Source organism: Actinoplanes sp. NPDC019969 (assembly GCF_055562375.1).
The window spans coordinates 525080-543705 of record NZ_JBVHFK010000005.1 but is presented as its reverse complement, the minus strand read 5'-3'; the positions used below and the strand labels follow the sequence as shown (position 1 = coordinate 543705).

The following is an 18626-nucleotide window of genomic DNA, read 5'->3' as shown; positions in this document are numbered from 1 at the left end:
TATCAAGTTGGGAGTTTTGGGGGAATCTTGAAGGCATGAGCAGTGCGGATCCGCCCATCGACCCGAACCGTCCCAGCCCGGCCCGGGTCTACGACGCGTTCCTGGGCGGCACCCACAACTTCGCCGTCGACCGGGCGATCGCCGACCGGGCCGGCGAACTGGTGCCGGAGACCCCGCAGCTGGCCCGCGCCAACCGGGCCTTCCTGCGCCGCGCCGTCCGGTACGCGGTGAGCCGGGGCATCACCCAGTTCCTCGACCTCGGCTCCGGCATCCCGACCGAGGGCAACGTGCACGAGGTGGCCCGCGCCGAGGCCCCGGGCGCGACGGTGGTCTACGTCGACGTCGACCCCACCGCGGTCCTGTACGCCCGGCACCTGCTGCACGGCGACCCGCTGACCGCCGTGGTGCACGCCGACCTGCAGCAGCCGGCGGCCGTGCTGGCCGACGCACGGGTCCGGGAGCTGATCGACCTGAGCCGCCCGGTGGCCGTCATGATGGTCGCGGTGCTGCATTTCATCCCGGACTGCCCCGCCCTGGACGAGGCGGTCCACGCCTACCGGGACGCGGTGGCGCCGGGCAGCGTCCTCGCGTTCTCGCACGCCACCATGGCCGGCGGCGACCAGGCGGTGCTGGAGCGGGTCACCCACCTCTACACGCGTACCGGCGGCCCGCTGGTGCCGCGCGACGCTGAGCAGATGGCCCGCTTCCTCGACGGCTGGCGGCTGCTCGAACCCGGTCTCGTCGCCACTCCCCGATGGCGGCCGGACCCGTCCGACGAGCCGGTCAGCGACGCGGTACGAAACCTGACGCTGGCCTGCGTCGCCGAAAGATAGCGACGCCGGAGTCAGCCGGACGGTCGTAACCGTCGCAGCTGTCCTCCGGCTCCACCTCGATCAGATCCAGCAGATCCGGCCCGGTGTGCCCGGTGTCCACCGTCCCCCCGATCAGCCCGAGCAGGGCGGCACAGTTGCGCCCGTACCCCTGGACCATCCGATCCACCCGGGTCGGGTGCCCACACCGCCGGCACGGCCGCATCCGCTCCGCAGACGATCTCTCCCCCGCCATGCCCTGATTATCGGCGCTTTCCTCAGCTTTCGCCGACGGCGTCGGCCAGCTCCTGCTTGCTCATTCGGGAGCGGCCGGGGACGTGCTGCTCCTTGGCCTTCTCGTACAGCTCCTTGCGAGTGGCGGAGGAGTCGGAGTCGTCGGTGGGCAGGGAACCCGTGGTCGCCTCCAGGAATCGGCGGCCCATCTCCTCGCGCTGGGCGTCGTCGAGGCGTTCGGCGAGGATCGGCAGCAGGTCCTCCTCCTCTTCCTGGACGTGGCGGCGCAGTTCGCCGGTGATCGCGGCGACCGTGCCGTCGTACCCCGGGTCGTCGGCGTCGCCGCGCAGCAGGTTCTGCAGCATCTCCTCGACCTGGTGGTGTTCGGCGATGCCGTCCTTGACCTCGTCGCCCTGTTCGGTCGCCAGGTCGCGGATGGCCGGGTAGACGAAGCTCTCCTCGGCCTCGGAATGCGGCAGCAGCAGCCTCGCCACCTCCTGCATCAGCGCGGCCTGGTCGGCGCCCTCCTCCTCGGCGCGCGTGAGCAGCTCCTCCACCTGGCGGTGCTGGTCCTTGATGATCTCCACGATGTCCGGCACGGCTCTACTCCCCCTCGATGTTTCTTCAACGAGGGCGCAAATACCCTGAATCGGGCGGATCATCCTTCAGGAAACACTCATCTTCCGGACCGTACGCTGCAAGGGCACCGTTCGAGGGGAGTCAGCAGGGTGGAACCGTTCCGGATCTTCAGGATCACCGCGATCGCCGAGGCGTTCACCTGGACCGGCCTGCTCGTCGGCATGTTCCTGAAGTATGTGACGGAGACGACCGAGGCGGGCGTGTGGCTGTTCGGCCGCCTGCACGGCGCCCTGTTCGTCGCCTACATCGCCGCGACCCTCTGGGTGGCGTTCACCGAGCGCTGGTCGCTGTGGCGGACCTTCTTCGGCCTGGCCGCGTCGGTCCCGCCGCTCACCACCGTGATCTTCGAGCGCTGGGTGGCCAAGCGCCGCCCGGCGGCGGAGCCGGCAGCCGCCACTGCCTAGGTTCCGCGTCGAAAGAGGTGGGGGCGTGTCTACCGGCACGCCCCCACCGCTCATTTCACGGCGATCGGGTTGACCGGTGAGCCGACCGCCCCGGTGATCGGCAACGGCGCGGCGGTCAGCCAGAACTCGTGGACACCGTCGGCCGCGCAATCACGAGCGAGCGCGTCGAGGTCCCACATCTCGCCGAGGAACAGGCCGATGTGCGGAATGGCGACCTGGTGCAGCGGCTGGAACGCGTCGTCGAACTCGTTCGGCCGCACCTCGAAGCCCCAGGTGTCGGTGGCGATCGCGGCGATCTCGGTGGAGTACAGCCAGTCGGCGGTGCCGAACGACAGACCGGGGGCGGGCCCGCCGGCGTAGTCGCCCCAGCCGTCCCGCCGGGCCCGGGCGAGCTGGCCCGTACGTACCAGAACGATGTCGCCCGTCCCCACCGTCAGACCGTGCGCGTCGATGCGCTCCCGCAGGTGATCGGCCGTGATGGCGAAGCCGTCCGGCAGGTCGCCGAAGTCCAGCAGCACCCCGCGCCCGGCGATCACGTCGGCGACCGTCTCGATCCCGGTCGTGTTGTCGCCGAGGCTGGTCACCACGTCGGCGGCACGCCTGCCGTTCCACGCGTACCCGTGGTCGAAGATGTGCCCGAGCCCGTCCCACTGCGTCGAGCACTGCAGCGGCATCGCGATCACGTCGTCGGCGCCACCGATGCCGTGCGGGAAGCCCTGCACCCCGGCCGCCGCGTCGGTGCCGGTGTCGAGCATGGTGTGCACCGGGTTGGTACGCCGCCGCCAGCCCTTCTGCGGCCCGTTCGCGTCGAACGACTGCGCCAGCGAGAACGACACCCCGCGCTTCACCAGCGATGCGGCCTGCCGGCGCTTCTCCGGGGTCAGGAAGTTCATGGTGCCGCGTACGTCGTCGGCGCCCCACCGCCCCCAGTTGGAGCACCGTTTCGCCGCCGCCGCGACGGCGCCTTCCGGATCATCCCTGGAGAACATCGAGGGCCCAATCGGCGATGTACGTCTGGACGTGCGCGAAGTGATCGAGGCCGATGTGCTCCGCCCCGCCCTCGGCCGGGGTGAAGACGCGCAGTTCGCGCCGGGGCGAGTTGACCGCCTGCTCGTAGGAGCGGTGGGCGTACGCGAGGGGGATCTGCCGGTCGTTCTCGCCGTGGCAGATCAGGAACGGCACGGTGATCTTCTCGACGACGCCGTCGAGGTTGACCGCCTCGGCCTTCGTGATGAACGTGCCGAGGTCGTCCTCGCCCCACACCCACAGCACGTGGTCCCAGTAGTGCGGGACCGGGTTCTCGCCCTCGCGTTCGAGGCGGCGCTTCTGGACGGCGCCCCAGTCGTGGTTGGCGCCCCACGCGACGCAGAGCGCGAGCCGCTTCTCGAACGCGGCGGCCCGGGGCGCGTAGTAGCCACCGAGCGACCATCCAACGAGCCCGATTTTTTCCGAAATAACATCCTCTCGCGTCAGAAGGTAGTCCACGCACGCCGCGGCCCAGTCCTCCGTCTCGACGCGGGACTTCAGGTCGAGGAAACGCAGCGCCTCACCACTGCCCGGGCAGTCGACCATCAGCGTGTGGATGCCGCGCTCGGCCAGCTCGTGGGCGAAGCCGGAGGCGTACATGTGCTCCTTGGTCGAGTCGAGCCCGTTCCACAGGATGATCACCGGTGCGGGGCCCGGGACGGGGGCCTTCTTGAAGTACGCCGGAAGCAGCGACCCCTCGAACGGGATCTCCACGCGGGTCGTCGAAGGGTCGATCAGGTCGAACGCCTTCTGCTGCAGGTCGAGAAGCCGCTGGTAGAACGCCTTCCGGTCGGGCGATTTGGCGCTCTGCATCCGCTCGGCCTGAGCCAGGTAGTTGGTGGCCCGCTGATACTTCTGTCCCGCGGTCCGCCGGTGGCCGGCCGCCTCGTCGGCGGCCGCCTGCGACGCCAGATCCTCGGCGACCGCCGCCCAGGACGCCATGAACTCCTTGGTGCCGACGTCGGAGCCCTGCGCCGCGAGCTCCTTGATCGGGCGGCACGCGCGGTCCACCTCGTCGATCAGGCCGCCGCTGTTCAGGGTGGCGACGACGCCCAGGTTCCAGACGTAGTTGCCGGGGAAGTACTCGAACATTCAGTGCTGCCTTTCTGCGCGGGCCTTCGCCTGGTCACGGCGACGGGCCTGCGGGAGCGGTTCGGTCGCAAGACCGGAGACAATGCGATTCGTCAGGCTGCCGATGCCCTCGACGGTCAGCGTGACCACGTCGCCGTCACGCAGCGGCGGCGGATCCTGGCGGCCGTTGCGGCCCCACAGTTCGGCCAGGCAGCCGCCGTTGCCGACGGTCCCGGAGCCGAACACGTCACCGGCGACGATCCGGCTGTCCCGGCCCGCGTAGGCGAGCATGGTCTCGAACGTCCAGCCCATGTTGCTGAGCAGGTCGCGCCCGATCTCCACACCGTTGACCTCGGCCGTGCACCAGAGGTCCAGGAATCCGTCCTTCTTGTGGACGTCCAGCTCGTCGGCGGTCACGATCCACGGGCCGAGACTGCTGGCGAAGTCCTTGCCCTTGGCCGGGCCGAGGTTCACCTGCATCTCACGTTTCTGCAGGTCGCGGGCGGACCAGTCGTTCAGGATCGTGTACCCGAAGATCGATCCATCGGGCCCGGCGATCGCCGCCACCTCCAGCTCGAAGTCGCGGTTCACCGAGTGGGCCGGGAACGGGATGTCGTCGCCGGGGCCGTAGATCCGGTTCGGATTGGTGAAATAGAACGTCGGGGCGTCGTACCACGCATCAGGCACCCCACCGGAACCGTCGATGCTGCGCCGCACCCCTGCGACATGCTCCTCGAACGCGACGAAGTCGCGGAGCGTCGTGGGCTGGAGCGGCGCGAGCAGTTGCACTTCCTCCAGGGCGAGATGCCCGTCCTGCCGAAAGTCACCACCGGCGATGATCTCCAGCATGGTGGGGTCCCCGGCGTAAGGACGAACCTGATCACCGTCGACGACGCCGGTGCGCACCCGGTCGCCGTGACGGAACGTCGCGAGCCTCATGCCGCCCCCCTCAGACCGGCGGCGCGACGAAGACGCCCCGGTCGACGTCGTTGAACGACTGCCTGGCGACGAACTCGTTCATCGGGTTCGCGGTCCCCCACTGGTCACTCACGGTCGGGTCGGAGAAGTCGTACAGGTGCGGGTGCCAGGTGTCCTCGTCGAGTTCCTCCAGCTCGGTGGTGTACTCGATGGTGTTGCCGTGCGGGTCGAGGAAGTAGCTGAACGTGTTGTTCCCGGCCATGTGCCGGCCCGGCCCCCACACCTTCTCGACGCCGCCGCGCAGCAGCCGGCCGGTGCCGCGCATGTACTCGTCGATGCCGCGCATCTCGAACGACGCGTGGTGCAGGGCGACGTGCGGGCCACGCGCGATGGCGAGGCTGTGGTGCCAGCGGTTGGTCCGCAGGAACCACATCATCTCGCCCATCCGCGGGTGGAACAGGGTGTCCGAGAGAGCGAAGTTGAGGTGCTCGTCGTAGAAGGCGACGGTCGCCTCCGGGTTCGGCGAGTTGATCACCACGTGCGAGAGCTTGACCGGGACGGCCTCGCCCTCCTCCAGCTTGCGGTGCTGCCGGACCTCGACGTCGGAGGAGACCTCGAGGGTACGGCCGTCGATGTCGAAGAAGCGGAAGCCGTACCCGCCGCCCGGGGTCTGCAACGCGCCCGGCTCGCTGACCAGCTTCACCCCGGACCGGCCGAGCCGTTCGGCGAGCGCGTCGACGGATGCCTGGTCGGCCGCCCCGAACGCGATCAGGTCGAGGCGCTTCTCCTCGGCCTTGCGCAGCCGCACCGAGTACTGCTCGGGTGACCCGGCGGCGGCGAGGAACGCGATCCCGCCGTCGGTGGTCTCCGCGTCGAGTCCCCACATGTTCGTGTAGAACTCGAACTGCCTGTCGTAGTCCGGCACCGCCAGGTCGACGTGCCGCAGGTGGGTGATGAGTCGTTCGTCGTTCATCGGGGTTCCTTTCACGCGGGCGAGGCGACGAGGTGGGCGACGCGGGCCATCAGGCCGGGCACGTCGCCGCGCTCGTGGGCGAGCTGCCAGCGGGCCAGTTGCAGGGAGGCTTCGACGACCGTTCTCGCCCGGTCGAGGCGGCGGGCGGTGAACTCCTGCCAGAGCTGTTCGGTGAGCCTGTCCTCGCGGAGCAGCAGCTCAGTGAGGACGGACGCGTCCTCCAGTGCCTGCGCGGCGCCCTGCGCCAGGGTGGGTGGGCAGCTGTGCGCGGCGTCGCCGATCAGCACCACGTTCCCCCGGTGCCACGGGCCGTCGATGACGTGGCTCTCGAAGGCGGTGTAGTTGACCCGGGCCGGATCGGTGAGCGTGGCGCGGATCTCGTCCCACGGCCCGTGATAGGCCCCGGCCAGCTCCCGCATCGTGGCGAGGGCCTCCTCGGGGGTCAGGCTGAACCGGTCCTGCGCGTCCTCGACCAGGTACGCGTAGATCGAGTCCGGGCCGGTCGGGCAGTACCCGGCGATGTACGCGGGGCCGCCGTAGAACAGATCCGTTCTGGTCACCGATGCCGGCCGGGTGGTGAACGTCCGCCAGATGCCCATTCCGACCGGCTGCGGCTCGACGTCGACCCCGATCCGGCGGCGCGTCCACGACCGCAGCCCGTCCGCGCCGATCACCAGGTCGTAACGCTTCCGCTCCTGATCGCCGAAGGTCACCTCGCCGTCCAGGGACAGCGCGGCCGGCTGCGTCCCGAACCGGATCGTGGCGCCGGCCGCGGTGGCCCGGTCGATCAGGATCTTCGCGAGGGTGGGCCGGTACATGCCGAGCGTGGCGGGCAGGTCCTCGCCGCCGGTCCGGATGTCGGTGAGCTCGGCGAGCAGCGTGCCGGCCGGATCCGGGGCGCGCAGGCCGAGGGTGTCGAACGCGTACCCCTCGGCCTTGATCTGCTCCCAGACGCCGAGCTGCCGCAGCACCCGCAGCGCGTTGCCCTGGAGGGTGATGCCCGAGCCGAGTGCTGCGACGTCGGGCTTTCCGTCGATCAGCTCGACCGAGACACCGCCCTCCGCGAGGAGAATCGCCGCAGCGGCCCCGGCGGCGCCGCCACCGACGACCAGAACATTACGAACTGCTGGCACGGCGGTTTCCCTTCTGTTACCCCTGTGACTGGGACCACTGTCCCTGCCGGGTGGGTCATCAGGGAAGCTCGAGTTGGTGATCGCAGCCATAGGCCAGACTTATAGTGTCGGCATGGCCGTCGACCGGGTTCTGGCGAACCTCGACCTCAACCTGCTCGTCACCCTCGACGCCCTGCTCCGCGAGCGGAACGTGACCCGCACCGCGGTGAGCCTCGGGGTCAGCCAGCCGGCGATCAGCGGCGCGCTCGGCCGGTTGCGGAGGCACTTCGGCGACCCGTTGCTGGTCCGGGTCGGCAACCGGTACGACCTGACGCCACTGGCCAGCCGGGTCGCCGGCCTGACCGGGCCCGCGCTCGCCGGGGTCCGGCGGGTCTTCGACGCCACCCCCGAGTTCGATCCGTCCGGGCTGGACCGCGAGTTCACCATCGTCAGCTCCGACTACGCGGCCACCGTCCTCGGGCCGCTGATCGCCCGCCGGATCGCCGCGGACGCGCCGGGCGCCCGGCTGCGGTTCCAGCAGACCACGCCGTACGCGGTCGACCACGCCGCCGACACCCTGCGCAGCGCCGACGGGCTGCTCATCCCGCACGGGTTCGTGACCGGCCTGCCCTATCTGGACCTCTACACCGACCGGTGGGTGTGCATCGTGTCGGAGGACCACCCCGAGGTCGGTGACGCGCTCACCATGGACCAGCTCGCCGAACTGCCCTGGGTGGTGATCTTCGACCGGCCGACCGCGTTCGCGCCGGCGTCCCGGCAGCTGCGGATGCTCGGCATCGAGGCGCGCGTCGATCTGGTGGTCGACGGGTTCGTGCAGATGCCGTTCCTGGTCGCCGGGTCCCGCCGGGTCGCGCTGCTGCAGGAACGCCTCGCCCGGCTGCTCGAGCCGGTCGCCCGGATCCGGGTCCTGGAGTGCCCGTTCGAGGTGATTCCGCTGGCCGAGGCGTTCTGGTTCAACCCGATGTACCGCAACGACCCCGCCCACATGTGGCTCCGCGAGATCCTCACCGCCGCCGCCACCGGGCTATCAGCGTGAATTATGGCCGCCATCAGCGGTTCCGTCTTCCGCTGATGGGTGGTCACTGCACATAGTCATGGCCATCGCGTGTGACCTGGACCACGCGATTCCTCTGACGACACCTCATGAAGGGCCTTCCATGCCCGCTGTCCTCCAGCGACGAGCCGGAATCCCGCAACTCGTCCTGCTGCTCGCCGGAAGCTGCCTGTCCGTGCTCGGCGCCGTGCTCATCGCGCCCGTCCTGCCGCAGATGACCGACCACTTCGCCGGCGTGACCGGCGCCGACGTGCTGGTGCCGATCGTCCTCACCGTCCCCGCCCTGATCATCGGCCTGACCGCGCCGTTCGCCGGGTTCATCGCCGACCGGATCGACCGCAAGCGGGTCCTGATCCTCGCCATGATCGGGTACACGATCTTCGGCACCGCGCCCCTTCACCTCGACTCGCTCGGCGCGATCATCGGCAGCCGGGTCCTGGTCGGGCTCTGCGAAGCGGCGATCATGACCTGCTGCACCACGCTGATCGCCGACTACTGGTCCGGGCCGCGGCGCAGCCGGTACCTGGGCCTGCAGACCCTGCTCTCCTCGGTCTCGGCGACGGTGTTCCTCGGCCTCGGCGGCGCGCTCGGCTCCTCCGGCTGGCGCACCCCGTTCTGGCTGTACTTCGTGGCGGTGCTCCTGGCCGTACCCATGATGCTGTTGATCTGGCAACCCGAGACCGTCCGCACCGGCGAGAAGCTCCCGCCCGTCCCGTGGCGCCGCCTGCGGGTGCCGTGCCTGGTCACGCTGGCCGGCGGCGTGGTCTTCTACGCGCTGATCGTGGAACTCTCGTTCGTTCTCGACGAAGCCGGCGTCACCGCCACCGCCACGATCGGCGCCCTCAGCGCCCTGATGTCCCTGGCCACCGCGATCGCCGCCGGATCCTTCGCCAAGCTCTCCAGCCGCACCCCGCGCGAACTGCTGCCGTTCGCTTTCGGACTCGCCGCCGCCGGTTTCCTGATCATCTGGTCCAACGGCTCGATCCCGGTGATCACGGTCGGCGCGGTCCTCACCGGCGCCGGCACCGGCCTGCTCCTACCGGTCCTGCTGACCTGGGCCACCAACGGCCTGACCTTCGCCGAACGCGGCCGCGGCACCGGCCTGTGGACCGGCACCCTGTTCATCGGCCAGTTCCTGTCCCCGGTACTGATCATGGGCCTGTCCGGGCCGGCCGGCGGCCTGCGCCCCGCCCTGGGCGTCCTCGGCATCCTGTCGGCGATCCTGGCCGCCGCCACCCTCGTGATCGTCCCCCGCGACGCGAAACCCCTCAACATCACGAGCAACTGATCATTTTGTACGGGCCACGCGGGGTCCCGTGACTCGCGGCGGCTCCGGCAGGCGTCGGCTCACCACCGTCCCCCACCGCGGGTCATGCATGCCCGGACGACGGGTGGTCCCGGCTGCGCCGGGACCACCCGTCCGGTTCGCACTGCCGTCAGACCGAGAACCCGCCGTCGACGTTGATCACCGCGCCGGTGACGTACCGGGCGCCGTCACCGGCCAGATAGGCGACGGCTGTCGCGATCTCGGCCGGCGTCCCGTACCTGCCCAGCGCGGTGAATCCCGTGATCGTGGCCGCGACCGGGCCGGCGGCCGGGTTCATGTCGGTGTCGATCGGGCCGGGGTTGACCAGGTTGACGGTGATACCGCGCGGGCCGAGGTCCCGGCTGAGCCCTTTGGTCAGTCCGACCAGGGCGGTCTTGCTCATCGAGTACAGCGAGAACCCGGGGAACACCGTGCGTTCCACCATGTTGCTGCCGATGGTGACGATCCGGCCGCCGTCACCCATGTGCCGGGCCGCGGCCTTGGAGGCGAGGAACGGCGCCCGCACATTGACCGCGACCATGCGGTCGAACTCCTCCCGCCCGAGATCCTCCACCGGCCCGACGAAGAACACCGCCGCGTTGTTGACCAGGATGTCCAGCCGCCCGAACTGGTCGACCACACGGTCGACAGCTGTCGTCACCGCCTCCGGATCGGCGCTGTCCACCTGCAGCGCCATGGCGCGACGGCCGTAACCCTCGATCCGCTTCATCACGACCGCGGCCTGATCGTCGCGATGCTGGAATGTCAGCACCACATCGGCGCCGTCCTCGGCCAGCCGCGCCGCCACGCCCGCGCCGATGCCCCTGCTCCCGCCGATCACCAATGCCACTCTGCCGTCAAGATCGTTCGCCATGTCTTCACTGTCGTCGCCTCGGGCCGGCGCGTCTGGCGGCATTCGGACGCGGCGTTCTTCCCGCGCCGGTGACGAATACCTTTCCTCTTGACGGCATCGCGAGCGACCGGCAGCTACGCGGGGCTCAGCGCCGGGCCGGTGGGGAGAAGACGGGCCGAGCCGTAGGAAGTGCCGGCCCGGTCGCGTTCCAGCCAGCCGGTCTCGACCAGCATCCGGCGGACCGCGGCCACGTCCTCGGCGGCCACCGCGATCCGGGCGTTCACCTCGGGCTCGCTGAGCACCCCCTCGACCGCGAGGAACCGGGCGAACAACTCGGCCATCTGCCGGCTGCGCTCGCTCAGCGTCGGCGGCAGACTCGTCAGCCTGCCGTGCGAGAAGAACGACTTCAGCTGCGGATAGTCCCTGAGCAGCGGCGCGATCGGCTGGGCCCGGTCGAGCGCCTGGGCCGCCTCACGCAGGACCCCGTCGCGTACCCGGTAGGTGCCGTTGCCCGTCCCGGTGGCCACCCCCGCGCCGACCAGCCGCCCGAGCAGCTCGGCCACCTCGGGCCGGGGCAGATCCAGGTGCAGCGACATCTCGAAGATGGTGACGCCGTCCGTCCCGTGCCGGGCCAGTTCGGCGAAGGCCCGTACCCGGAGCGGGTGCGACAGCAGCATCAGCAGACCAGCGGCGTGCGCGGCTTCAGCAGACATCCCGTCACCGTAGGCCCGGCCGCTCCCCTGAGGCACCCGATTTACCCGCGTGTGGATTTGCGGCGAACCGTCCCACCGCAAATCCACACACGGTCGGGGTTGCATTGACTTTTCTCGATCAACCGACGAGGCTGTGGCCACAGTGCTGCCGTAGGGGTCATGCGGTGCGCGGGAGCTTGGGCGGCTTCCGTGCCGTCCACCGCAGGCTGCCGTCACGCCGACGCGTGACGGTCCCGAGCTCAGGAGTGCTGAGTTCAGATGCTTTCACCCGTACGCCTCAAGCTTTTGATCTCGATCGTGGTCGCGGCGCTGGCCTCGACCTTCGCCGTCCTCGTCGTGCAGACCGGCCCGGCGGCCGCGCACGGGAACGTGGTCGGTCCCGCCTCACGCAACTACGGATGTTTCGAACGCTGGGGGTCGGACTTCCAGAACCCCGCGATGGCCACCCAGGACCCGATGTGCTGGCAGGCCTGGCAGGCCAACCCGAACGCGATGTGGAACTGGAACGGCCTGTTCCGTGAGGGGGTCGCCGGCCGGCACGAGGCCGTCATCCCGGACGGGCAGCTGTGCAGCGGCGGGCGCACCGAGAGCGGCCGGTACAACGCCATGGACACGCCCGGCGACTGGAAGGCCACGCCGATCGGCAACTCGTTCACGGTATCGCTGTTCGACGGGGCCCGGCACGGCGCCGACTACCTCCGGGTGTACGTGACCAAGCCGGGATACAACCCGGTCACCACGCCGCTGAAGTGGTCCGACCTGGAACTGATCAAGTCGGTGCCGAACACCCCGGCGGCGCAGTGGACCCGGCAGCTCGCGAACGGCGTGCAGATCGACGTCCCGGCGAGCGTGTCCGGACGGTCCGGACGGGCCATGATCTACACGATCTGGCAGGCCAGCCACGCGGACCAGTCGTACTACTTCTGCAGTGACGTGACCTTCGGCGGCACCACCGAGCCGACCGACCCGACCACGCCACCCACCACGCCGCCGACGAGTGAGCCGACCACCCCGCCGGTGACCGGTTCGTGCGCGGCCACCCACACGGTGACGTCGCAGTGGAACGGCGGGTACCAGGGTGAGATCAAGGTGACCGCGGGCAGCGCGGCGATCAAGAGCTGGACGGTGTCGCTGACGTACCCGGGCACGCCGCCGATCGCGCAGGCCTGGAACGCGTCGCTGACCACGAACGGCAACACGGTTCAGGCGTCCAACGTGTCCTACAACGGTGGTCTCGCCAGTGGGGCCAGCGCCACCTTCGGCTTCCTCGGATCCGGCGGTCCGGTGGCGCCGACATTGACGTGTGCCGCTACGTGACCCCTCCCCTCGCCCGTTCATCTTTGTTACGATCGAGTTAATGGGAGCGCTCCCAGAGATCGCCGTCCCCCGAAGTGCAGAAACGGAGGCCAGCCGTACGACCGCGTGACACCCCCACGCAGCGCTGAACCTCGGGAACGAGGCGCCCCACCTCGCTCCCGCCGCGGCCACCCCGACCGCGGCTGAACGACAGCAGCGGCACCGGTCCGACCGGTGCCGCTGCTCTGCACTGCCCGTCGTCGAGCCGTGTTATTCGATGACCAGGCCGCCCGCGATCCGGGTGGCCGAGGACCAGCCGCCGTCGCCGTCGCCGCCGGCGTTCGTCCAGGCGTCGACCGTCCCGGTGGGGTTCACCCGCAGGTAGTCGGCCTTCGCGTCGCTGGTGAACCGGGCGAACCGCACCTGGTCCGCGGCGGTGGTCGCACCGCCGGCGATCTGGCCGCGGACGGCCCAGCCGCCCCGGCCGTCACCGCCCCGGTTCAGCCAGGCGTTCACCACCCCGTTCGGGGAGATCACCAGGTAGTCGGCCCGCGCGTCGCCGTCGAAGTCGGCGAGCCGCACCCGGCCGGGGACGTCGGTGGCGCCGGAGGCCACCTGGCCGAGGCCGGTCCAGCCGCCCCGCCCGTCGCCACCGGCGTTCAGGTGGACGCTCACCGCGCCGGACCCCGAGACCACCAGGTAGTCGGCTTTCCGGTCACCGTTGAAATCGGCGAACCGCACCCGGTCACGGTCGGCGGTGACACCGGTGGCCACCTGACCGATGTTGGTCCAGCCGCCCCCACCCGGCACGTCGCCACCGGCGTTCAGGTAGACGGTGACCGCGCCGGATGCCGAGAACAGCAGGTAGTCGGTCTTCCGGTCACCGTCGAAGTCGGCGAACCGCACCCGGTCACGGTCGGCGGTGAGACCGGACGCGACCTTCCCTAGGTACGACCATCCGCCGTTGCCGTCGCCACCCCGGTTCAGCCAGACCAGCACCGCGCCACCGTCGGCGAGCAGAACGTAGTCGTCGCGCCCGTCGCCGTCGAAATCCGCCCACCGGACCTTGCTCGCAATCTCCGGGGCACTGCCGGCGGGGGCCGGCGAGGTGGTCACCCGGCCGCCGTCGACCGCCTGGGTGAGGCCGGTCATGAAGGATCCGGCCATCACGGCGTAACCGGCGTCGGCGGGGTGCAGGCGGTCGGCCATCTGGGCGGCGGTGACCGGCATGTCGACGTACCGGATCTGCTGCCCGTTCGCCGCACGGTCCGCGACGGTCCTCTTGACCCCGGTGTTGTACGCCGTGGTCACCGCCGCCAGGTCCGGGGTGGCCGTGACGAGTCCGCCGAACACGACGGTGACGTCCGGCTGAGCCGCGAAGATCTTGTCGAGCAGCGTCTCCAGCCGGTCCAGGGCGGTGGCCGCGGTGGCGCCCCGGTTCACGTCGTTGGTGCCGATGTGCAGCAGGATCACATCCGGGCGGTACGGGGTCAGCCAGCCCTTGTCGACCCCGTCGCTGATCTGGCTGATCGTGTTGCCGCTGTGCCCCTCGTTGTCGGGGTCGGGGGCCGCGCCGTTACGCGACGAGCCGACGAAGTCGATGGTGAACCGGGACTGCTGCCGGACCCGGCTCCACAGCGGAAGCCGGTACCCGGCGCCGGTGGTGCCGCCGACGCCGTAGGTGATCGAGTCGCCGAGCGGCATGACCCGCAGGTGCTCGACATCCGCGGCGGCCGCGGGCCGGGGCACGCCGGCCACGAGGAGGAGGAAGGAGAGCGCCGCGGTCACCGCGGCTCCGGTACGAGGGGTTGTCTTCACACGCGTCCGTTCGAGCGGGGACCATCGATGCCGCCGAACCCTAGCGTGACGGGTGTCCGCTGCGGAACGGGGTCACGGAACCCGGCGGCGTTCATCAGAATATGTCTATGAGCACCCACGGGGAGATCAGGAACGCGGTCGTACTCATCCGGGACAGACACGTCCCACCGCCGCCACGACATGCGGTGCGGGCCGGTTGGGTGGCGGCGCTGTCGGCGACCGCCGGATTCATGCCGCTGCATGCGATCTGGGGCGCCGGGATTCCGCTGTTCGCCGAGCCGGACCGGTTCGCGAGCTGGCACGCCGACGGCGGCGGCGCCTATCTGTGGACCCTGAACGCCCTGGCCGTGCTGCCGGCCGTGCTGGCGCTGGCGCTGATCCGCCCGTGGGGCGTGGCGTTCCCCCGCTGGGTGCCGTGGTTCGCCGGGCAGCGGGTGCCCCGGCTGCTGCTGATCGTGCCGGGTTACCTGCTGGTGCTGGCCCTGGGCGGGTACACGATCCTGGCGCTGGCCCTGATGGTCGTCCAGTGGAACCACCCGGAGGCCGTCTTCAGCTCGGGGACCGGCGTCTACGGGGTCGCCCAGTTCCTCGTGTGGATCACCGCGCTGGCCGTGGCCACCCGCTCCTACGACCTGCGCACCCGCGGCTGAGGTGCGGGGACGGCAGGCGGGACGCGTCGTCGAGGCCCGCCTGCCGTGGTCTCAGCCCTGGATCAGCGGGACGTCCAGGCGGGTGGTCAGCTCGTCGAAGGTGACGCCGTCGGTGGCGGTGACCCGTACCCCGGAATCGCCGAGGTGGAAGGTCGCGACATCGGTGTAGACCCGGGTCACGCACGCCTTGCCGGTCAGCGGGCAGGTGCAGGACGGCACGAGTTTCGGCTCGCCCTTCTTGGTGAAGAGGGTCATCATCACCCACACCTCCTTCGCGCCGGCTGCCAGGTCCATCGCGCCGCCGACCGCCGGGATCGCGTCGGGGGCGCCGGTGTGCCAGTTCGCCAGGTCGCCGCCGGCGGAGACCTGGAAGGCGCCCATCACGCACACGTCGAGGTGACCGCCGCGCATCATCGCGAAGCTGTCGGCGTGATGGAAGTAGGCGGCGCCGGGCAACTCGGTCACCGGCTGTTTGCCGGCGTTGGTCAGGTCCCAGTCGGCTTCCTCGGCGGGCACCACCTCGCCCATCCCCAGCATGCCGTTCTCGGTGTGCAGAATGACGCCGCTGTCCGGTTTCAGATAGCGGGCGATGGTGGTGGGCTGGCCGATGCCGAGGTTGACGTAGGCGCCGGCAGGGATGTCGGCGGCGATGATCCGGGCCAGGTCCTCGGTGTTCACGCGGCGACCTCCACGAGCCGGTTCACGTAGATCGACGGGGTCACGACGGCCTCCGGGTCCAGTTCGCCGACCTCGACGATCCGGGACACCTGGGCGATGGTGAGGGTGGCGGCGGTGGCCATCACCGGGCCGAAGTTGCGGGCGGTCTTACGGTAGACCAGGTTGCCGAGCCGGTCGGCGACGTGCGCGCGGATCAGCGCGACGTCACCGCGGATCGGGTACTCCAGGACGTACTCCCGGCCGTCGATCACCCGCGTCTCCCGGCCCTCGGCGATCGGGGTGCCGACGCCGGTCGGGCAGTAGAACGCGCCGATCCCCGCGCCGGCGGCCCGCATCCGTTCGGCGAGATTGCCCTGCGGGACGAGTTCCAGCTCGATCTTCCCGGCGCGATAGGCGGCGTCGAAGTGCCAGGAGTCCGCCTGCCGGGGAAAGGAGCAGACCATCTTGCGTACGCGGCCCGCGGCGATCAGCGCCGCCAGGCCGGTGTCGCCGTTCCCGGCGTTGTTGCTGACGATGGTGAGATCGCCGGCCCCGTGCTCGATCAGCGCGTCGATCAGCGCGACCGGCATGCCGGCCATGCCGAACCCGCCGACCAGGACGGTGTCGCCGTCCTTGATCCCGGTGACCGCGGTGACCGCGTCGGTGATGTCGGTCTTCACTGGGTGCAGTTCTCCAGGACGACGGCGAGGGCCTGGCCCACGCCGATGCAGATGGCGGCGACACCCCAGCGCTGGTTGCGCTCGCGCAGCACGTGGGCGAGGGTGCCGAGGATCCGGGCGCCGGACGCGCCGAGCGGGTGGCCGAGGGCGATCGCGCCGCCCCGGGTGTTGACGATCGCCGGGTCCACGTCCCAGGCGTCGACGCAGGCCAGCGACTGGACGGCGAAGGCCTCGTTGAGTTCGACCGCGCCGACGTCGGACCAGCCGATGCCGGCCTGGCGCAGCGCCTTCTCGGCGGCCTCGACCGGGGCGAACCCGAAGTCCTGCGGGTCGACGGCGTGGGCCGCCCGGCCGGCGATCCGGGCGAGCGGGTCGAACCCGATCTGGAACGCGGCGGCGGCCGATCCGAGCAGCACCGCGGCGGCGCCGTCGTTGAGCGGGGACGCGTTGCCGGCGGTGATGGTCCCGTCGGCGCGGAACGACGGCTTGAGCCGGGCGAGTTTCTCGACGCTGCTGTCGGCCCGGATGCCCTCGTCCCTGGTCAGCTCACCGGCCGGCACCACCAGGTCCTGATAGAAACCGTCGTTCCAGGCTTTTTCCGACAACAGGTGCGATCGTACGGCGAACTCGTCCTGCCGTTCCCGGGAGATCTTGTACCTCTCCCCCAACTGCTCGTTGCAATCACCGAGTGAGGCCGTCCACTCCTTCGGCATCCTCGGGTTGACCAGGCGCCAGCCCAGCGTGGTCGACACCGCCTCGAGGTTGCCGGCCGGGAACGCCCGGGACGGCTTCGGCAGCACCCACGGCGCCCGGGTCATCGACTCGACCCCGCCGATCACCACGATCTCGGCGTCCCCGGCGACGATCGCCCGGGACCCGATGATCGCCGCGTCGAGGCTGGAGCCGCAGAGCCGGTTCACGGTGGCGGCGGGCACACTGGTCGGCAGGCCGGCGAGCAGGACCGCCATCCGGCCGACGTTGCGGTTGTCCTCCCCGGCGCCGTTGGCGTTGCCCCACCAGACGTCGTCGATCTTGGCGGGATCGAGGTCCGGGGCCTTGGCGAGCAGGCCGGTCAGGGCGGTCGCGGCCAGATCGTCCGGGCGGACGTCGGCGAGCGCGCCGGAGTAACGCCCGAACGGGGTGCGGACGGCGGCGTAGACGAACGAATCGGTCACTGGGACTCCCCATCGGACAGGACGCGCTGCGCTATACGGAAGGCGGTGTTGGCGGCCGGCACACCGCAGTAGATCGCGGTCTGCAGGATCAGCTCCTTGATCTCATCCTCGGACAGGCCGTTGGTGCGGGCGGCCCGTACGTGCATTGCCAGCTCCTCATCATGTCCGAGAGCGATCAGGGCGGTCAGGGTGATCAGAGAACGGTCCCGGCGCTCCAGGCCGGGGCGGGTCCAGATCTCGTTCCAGGCGTACCGGGTGATCAGGTCCTGGAAGTCACGGGTGAACGCGGTGGTCCCGGCGGTGGCCCGGTCCACGTGGGCCGGGCCGAGCACCTCCCGGCGGACCGTGATCCCGGCCGCCCGTACGTCGTCGAAGTGCTGATCCAGCAGGAACGCGACGACCTCCGGGTTCTCGGCGGGGGCCAGGTGCGCGACACCGTCCAGGACGACCAGGCGGCCGTTGAGCACGGTGCCGGCGATCGTCCGGAGGCTCTCCGGCGGGGTCGGCCTGTCGTGGGCGCCGGCGACGGCCAGCACCGGGGCGGCGATCTCGGTGAGCCGGTCCCGGACGTCGAACTCGGCCAGCGCCTCACAGGACCGGGCGTAACTCTCCGGGTGGGTGCCGCGCAGCGCGTCCAGCAGCGCCCCGGCGACCTCCGGCTGCCGGTCGGCGAACCCGGGGGCGAACCACCGGTCCCGGGAGCCGTCCACCACCGCGCCGATGCCCTCGGCCCGGACCAGTGCGGCCCGGTCGTGCCACATCGCCGCGTCGCCGATCTTCGCGCCGGTGCAGAGCAGCACCGCGCCGGTCACCCGTTCCGGCGCGTCCAGCAGCAGCTGCAGGCCGACCGCGCCGCCGAGCGAGTCCCCGGCGTAGCCGAACGCCGCCCCCGGCCGGATCCGGTCCGCCAGCGCGAGCACCTCGGCCGCCAGGTCGGCGACGGTGAACGGGCCGGTCGCGGGGGCGCTGCGGCCCTGGCCGGGCAGGTCCCAGCCGACCACGTGGTAGCGGCCGTAGAGCCGGTCGGCGCAGCGCGCCCACAGCGCTGCCACGCTGGTCCCGACCGATGGGCCGAGCAGCAGCAGCGGCCGGTCGGCCGCCTCGATGAATGTGGTTGCGGTCAGCAATGCGGTCCCTCTCCGACCCGGGTCATGGCTACTACCGGCTGGCTCTCATGGCTGTCTCCGGGCGCGGGAGACAGCCCTGACGGCCAGCCG

At 70.6% G+C, this 18626-nt stretch carries 19 protein-coding genes; 6 read left to right on the top strand and 13 right to left on the bottom strand.

All coding sequences use genetic code 11. The features are described from left to right. Positions 1-35 precede the first annotated feature (35 nt). Complete coding sequence (locus tag ACZ3II_RS18685) at positions 36-833, top strand: SAM-dependent methyltransferase (RefSeq protein ID WP_465518906.1); 798 nt, start codon at positions 36-38, stop codon at positions 831-833. A 254-nt stretch (positions 834-1087) separates the two neighbouring features. Here the strand turns inward: ACZ3II_RS18685 and ACZ3II_RS18680 are convergent, their stop codons facing one another. After that, positions 1088-1642, bottom strand: a complete 555-nt coding sequence (locus ACZ3II_RS18680) for a hemerythrin domain-containing protein (RefSeq protein WP_465518905.1) — start codon at positions 1640-1642, stop codon at positions 1088-1090. A gap of 129 nt (positions 1643-1771) precedes the next feature. Between ACZ3II_RS18680 and ACZ3II_RS18675 the strand changes: the two genes are divergently transcribed. Further along, positions 1772-2086, top strand: a complete 315-nt coding sequence (locus ACZ3II_RS18675) for a DUF3817 domain-containing protein (RefSeq protein ID WP_043532812.1) — start codon at positions 1772-1774, stop codon at positions 2084-2086. A 50-nt stretch (positions 2087-2136) separates the two neighbouring features. Here ACZ3II_RS18675 and ACZ3II_RS18670 read toward each other — a convergent pair whose 3' ends face one another. Genes ACZ3II_RS18670 through ACZ3II_RS18650 form a run of 5 tightly spaced genes read right to left on the bottom strand, consistent with a single transcriptional unit; the run spans position 2137 to position 7207 of the window. Continuing rightward, positions 2137-3075: a cyclase family protein gene (locus tag ACZ3II_RS18670; protein WP_465518904.1), complete on the bottom strand. Its 939-nt coding sequence runs from the start codon at positions 3073-3075 to the stop codon at positions 2137-2139. Continuing rightward, positions 3059-4204 carry an alpha/beta hydrolase family protein gene (locus tag ACZ3II_RS18665; protein ID WP_465518903.1) on the bottom strand — a complete coding sequence of 382 codons (1146 nt, stop codon included), beginning with the start codon at positions 4202-4204 and terminating at the stop codon, positions 3059-3061. Before ACZ3II_RS18665 ends, ACZ3II_RS18670 begins: the two co-directional genes overlap by 17 nt. Further along, positions 4205-5122 carry a fumarylacetoacetate hydrolase family protein gene (locus tag ACZ3II_RS18660; protein ID WP_465518902.1) on the bottom strand — a complete coding sequence of 306 codons (918 nt, stop codon included), beginning with the start codon at positions 5120-5122 and terminating at the stop codon, positions 4205-4207. Positions 5123-5132: 10 nt separating this feature from the next. Further along, positions 5133-6074, bottom strand: coding sequence for a VOC family protein (locus tag ACZ3II_RS18655; RefSeq protein ID WP_465518901.1), 942 nt, complete (start codon positions 6072-6074; stop codon positions 5133-5135). An 11-nt stretch (positions 6075-6085) separates the two neighbouring features. Continuing rightward, positions 6086-7207: an FAD-dependent monooxygenase gene (locus ACZ3II_RS18650; protein WP_465518900.1), complete on the bottom strand. Its 1122-nt coding sequence runs from the start codon at positions 7205-7207 to the stop codon at positions 6086-6088. Positions 7208-7319: 112 nt separating this feature from the next. Here ACZ3II_RS18650 and ACZ3II_RS18645 point away from each other — a divergent pair, with 112 nt between their 5' ends. Both ACZ3II_RS18645 and ACZ3II_RS18640 read left to right on the top strand, forming a co-directional pair. Beyond that, positions 7320-8243: a LysR family transcriptional regulator gene (locus ACZ3II_RS18645; RefSeq protein ID WP_465518899.1), complete on the top strand. Its 924-nt coding sequence runs from the start codon at positions 7320-7322 to the stop codon at positions 8241-8243. A gap of 121 nt (positions 8244-8364) precedes the next feature. Further along, positions 8365-9549, top strand: a complete 1185-nt coding sequence (locus ACZ3II_RS18640) for an MFS transporter (protein ID WP_465518898.1) — start codon at positions 8365-8367, stop codon at positions 9547-9549. Positions 9550-9697: 148 nt separating this feature from the next. Here the strand turns inward: ACZ3II_RS18640 and ACZ3II_RS18635 are convergent, their stop codons facing one another. Together ACZ3II_RS18635 and ACZ3II_RS18630 are read right to left on the bottom strand one after the other, a co-directional pair. Next, positions 9698-10441 carry an SDR family NAD(P)-dependent oxidoreductase gene (locus ACZ3II_RS18635; protein ID WP_465518897.1) on the bottom strand — a complete coding sequence of 248 codons (744 nt, stop codon included), beginning with the start codon at positions 10439-10441 and terminating at the stop codon, positions 9698-9700. Between the two features lie 113 nt (positions 10442-10554). Next, on the bottom strand, positions 10555-11133 hold the full coding sequence (locus ACZ3II_RS18630; RefSeq protein WP_465518896.1) for a DUF2087 domain-containing protein: 579 nt from the start codon (positions 11131-11133) through the stop codon (positions 10555-10557). A 258-nt stretch (positions 11134-11391) separates the two neighbouring features. Between ACZ3II_RS18630 and ACZ3II_RS18625 the strand changes: the two genes are divergently transcribed. Then, a complete protein-coding gene (locus tag ACZ3II_RS18625) occupies positions 11392-12450 on the top strand; it encodes a lytic polysaccharide monooxygenase auxiliary activity family 9 protein (RefSeq protein ID WP_465518895.1) in 1059 nt (352 codons plus the stop codon). A 249-nt stretch (positions 12451-12699) separates the two neighbouring features. On the opposite strand, the gene ACZ3II_RS18620 is transcribed toward ACZ3II_RS18625, so the two are convergent. Beyond that, on the bottom strand, positions 12700-14247 hold the full coding sequence (locus ACZ3II_RS18620) for an FG-GAP-like repeat-containing protein (RefSeq protein ID WP_465518894.1): 1548 nt from the start codon (positions 14245-14247) through the stop codon (positions 12700-12702). Between the two features lie 107 nt (positions 14248-14354). Here ACZ3II_RS18620 and ACZ3II_RS18615 point away from each other — a divergent pair, with 107 nt between their 5' ends. After that, positions 14355-14897, top strand: a complete 543-nt coding sequence (locus ACZ3II_RS18615; protein WP_465518893.1) for a hypothetical protein — start codon at positions 14355-14357, stop codon at positions 14895-14897. Positions 14898-14948: 51 nt separating this feature from the next. Here the strand turns inward: ACZ3II_RS18615 and ACZ3II_RS18610 are convergent, their stop codons facing one another. From ACZ3II_RS18610 to pcaDC, 4 genes are read right to left on the bottom strand one after another with little or no spacing between them, the layout of a single operon-like run. Beyond that, a complete protein-coding gene (locus ACZ3II_RS18610; RefSeq protein WP_465518892.1) occupies positions 14949-15575 on the bottom strand; it encodes a 3-oxoacid CoA-transferase subunit B in 627 nt (208 codons plus the stop codon). Beyond that, the gene (locus ACZ3II_RS18605) at positions 15572-16234 is read right to left on the bottom strand and encodes a 3-oxoacid CoA-transferase subunit A (RefSeq protein ID WP_465518891.1); all 663 of its coding nucleotides are present in this window, start codon (positions 16232-16234) and stop codon (positions 15572-15574) included. Before ACZ3II_RS18605 ends, ACZ3II_RS18610 begins: the two co-directional genes overlap by 4 nt. Beyond that, positions 16231-17409 (bottom strand): thiolase family protein, encoded by a 1179-nt coding sequence (locus ACZ3II_RS18600; RefSeq protein ID WP_465518890.1) that lies wholly within the window; start codon positions 17407-17409, stop codon positions 16231-16233. The genes ACZ3II_RS18605 and ACZ3II_RS18600 overlap by 4 nt, the downstream gene beginning before the upstream one ends. Further along, positions 17406-18536: a bifunctional 3-oxoadipate enol-lactonase/4-carboxymuconolactone decarboxylase PcaDC gene (gene pcaDC / locus ACZ3II_RS18595; protein WP_465518889.1), complete on the bottom strand. Its 1131-nt coding sequence runs from the start codon at positions 18534-18536 to the stop codon at positions 17406-17408. Before pcaDC ends, ACZ3II_RS18600 begins: the two co-directional genes overlap by 4 nt. Positions 18537-18626 lie beyond the last annotated feature (90 nt).

Coding starts and splice junctions, on each gene's coding strand:
- ACZ3II_RS18635 (WP_465518897.1), bottom strand. CDS start 10,441: ATGGCGAACGATCTTGACGGCAGAGTGGCATTGGTGATCGGCGGGAGC.
- ACZ3II_RS18660 (WP_465518902.1), bottom strand. CDS start 5,122: ATGAGGCTCGCGACGTTCCGTCACGGCGACCGGGTGCGCACCGGCGTC.
- ACZ3II_RS18615 (WP_465518893.1), top strand. CDS start 14,355: ATGAGCACCCACGGGGAGATCAGGAACGCGGTCGTACTCATCCGGGAC.
- ACZ3II_RS18640 (WP_465518898.1), top strand. CDS start 8,365: ATGCCCGCTGTCCTCCAGCGACGAGCCGGAATCCCGCAACTCGTCCTG.
- ACZ3II_RS18665 (WP_465518903.1), bottom strand. CDS start 4,204: ATGTTCGAGTACTTCCCCGGCAACTACGTCTGGAACCTGGGCGTCGTC.
- ACZ3II_RS18670 (WP_465518904.1), bottom strand. CDS start 3,075: ATGTTCTCCAGGGATGATCCGGAAGGCGCCGTCGCGGCGGCGGCGAAA.
- ACZ3II_RS18685 (WP_465518906.1), top strand. CDS start 36: ATGAGCAGTGCGGATCCGCCCATCGACCCGAACCGTCCCAGCCCGGCC.
- ACZ3II_RS18645 (WP_465518899.1), top strand. CDS start 7,320: ATGGCCGTCGACCGGGTTCTGGCGAACCTCGACCTCAACCTGCTCGTC.
- ACZ3II_RS18655 (WP_465518901.1), bottom strand. CDS start 6,074: ATGAACGACGAACGACTCATCACCCACCTGCGGCACGTCGACCTGGCG.
- ACZ3II_RS18625 (WP_465518895.1), top strand. CDS start 11,392: ATGCTTTCACCCGTACGCCTCAAGCTTTTGATCTCGATCGTGGTCGCG.
- ACZ3II_RS18630 (WP_465518896.1), bottom strand. CDS start 11,133: ATGTCTGCTGAAGCCGCGCACGCCGCTGGTCTGCTGATGCTGCTGTCG.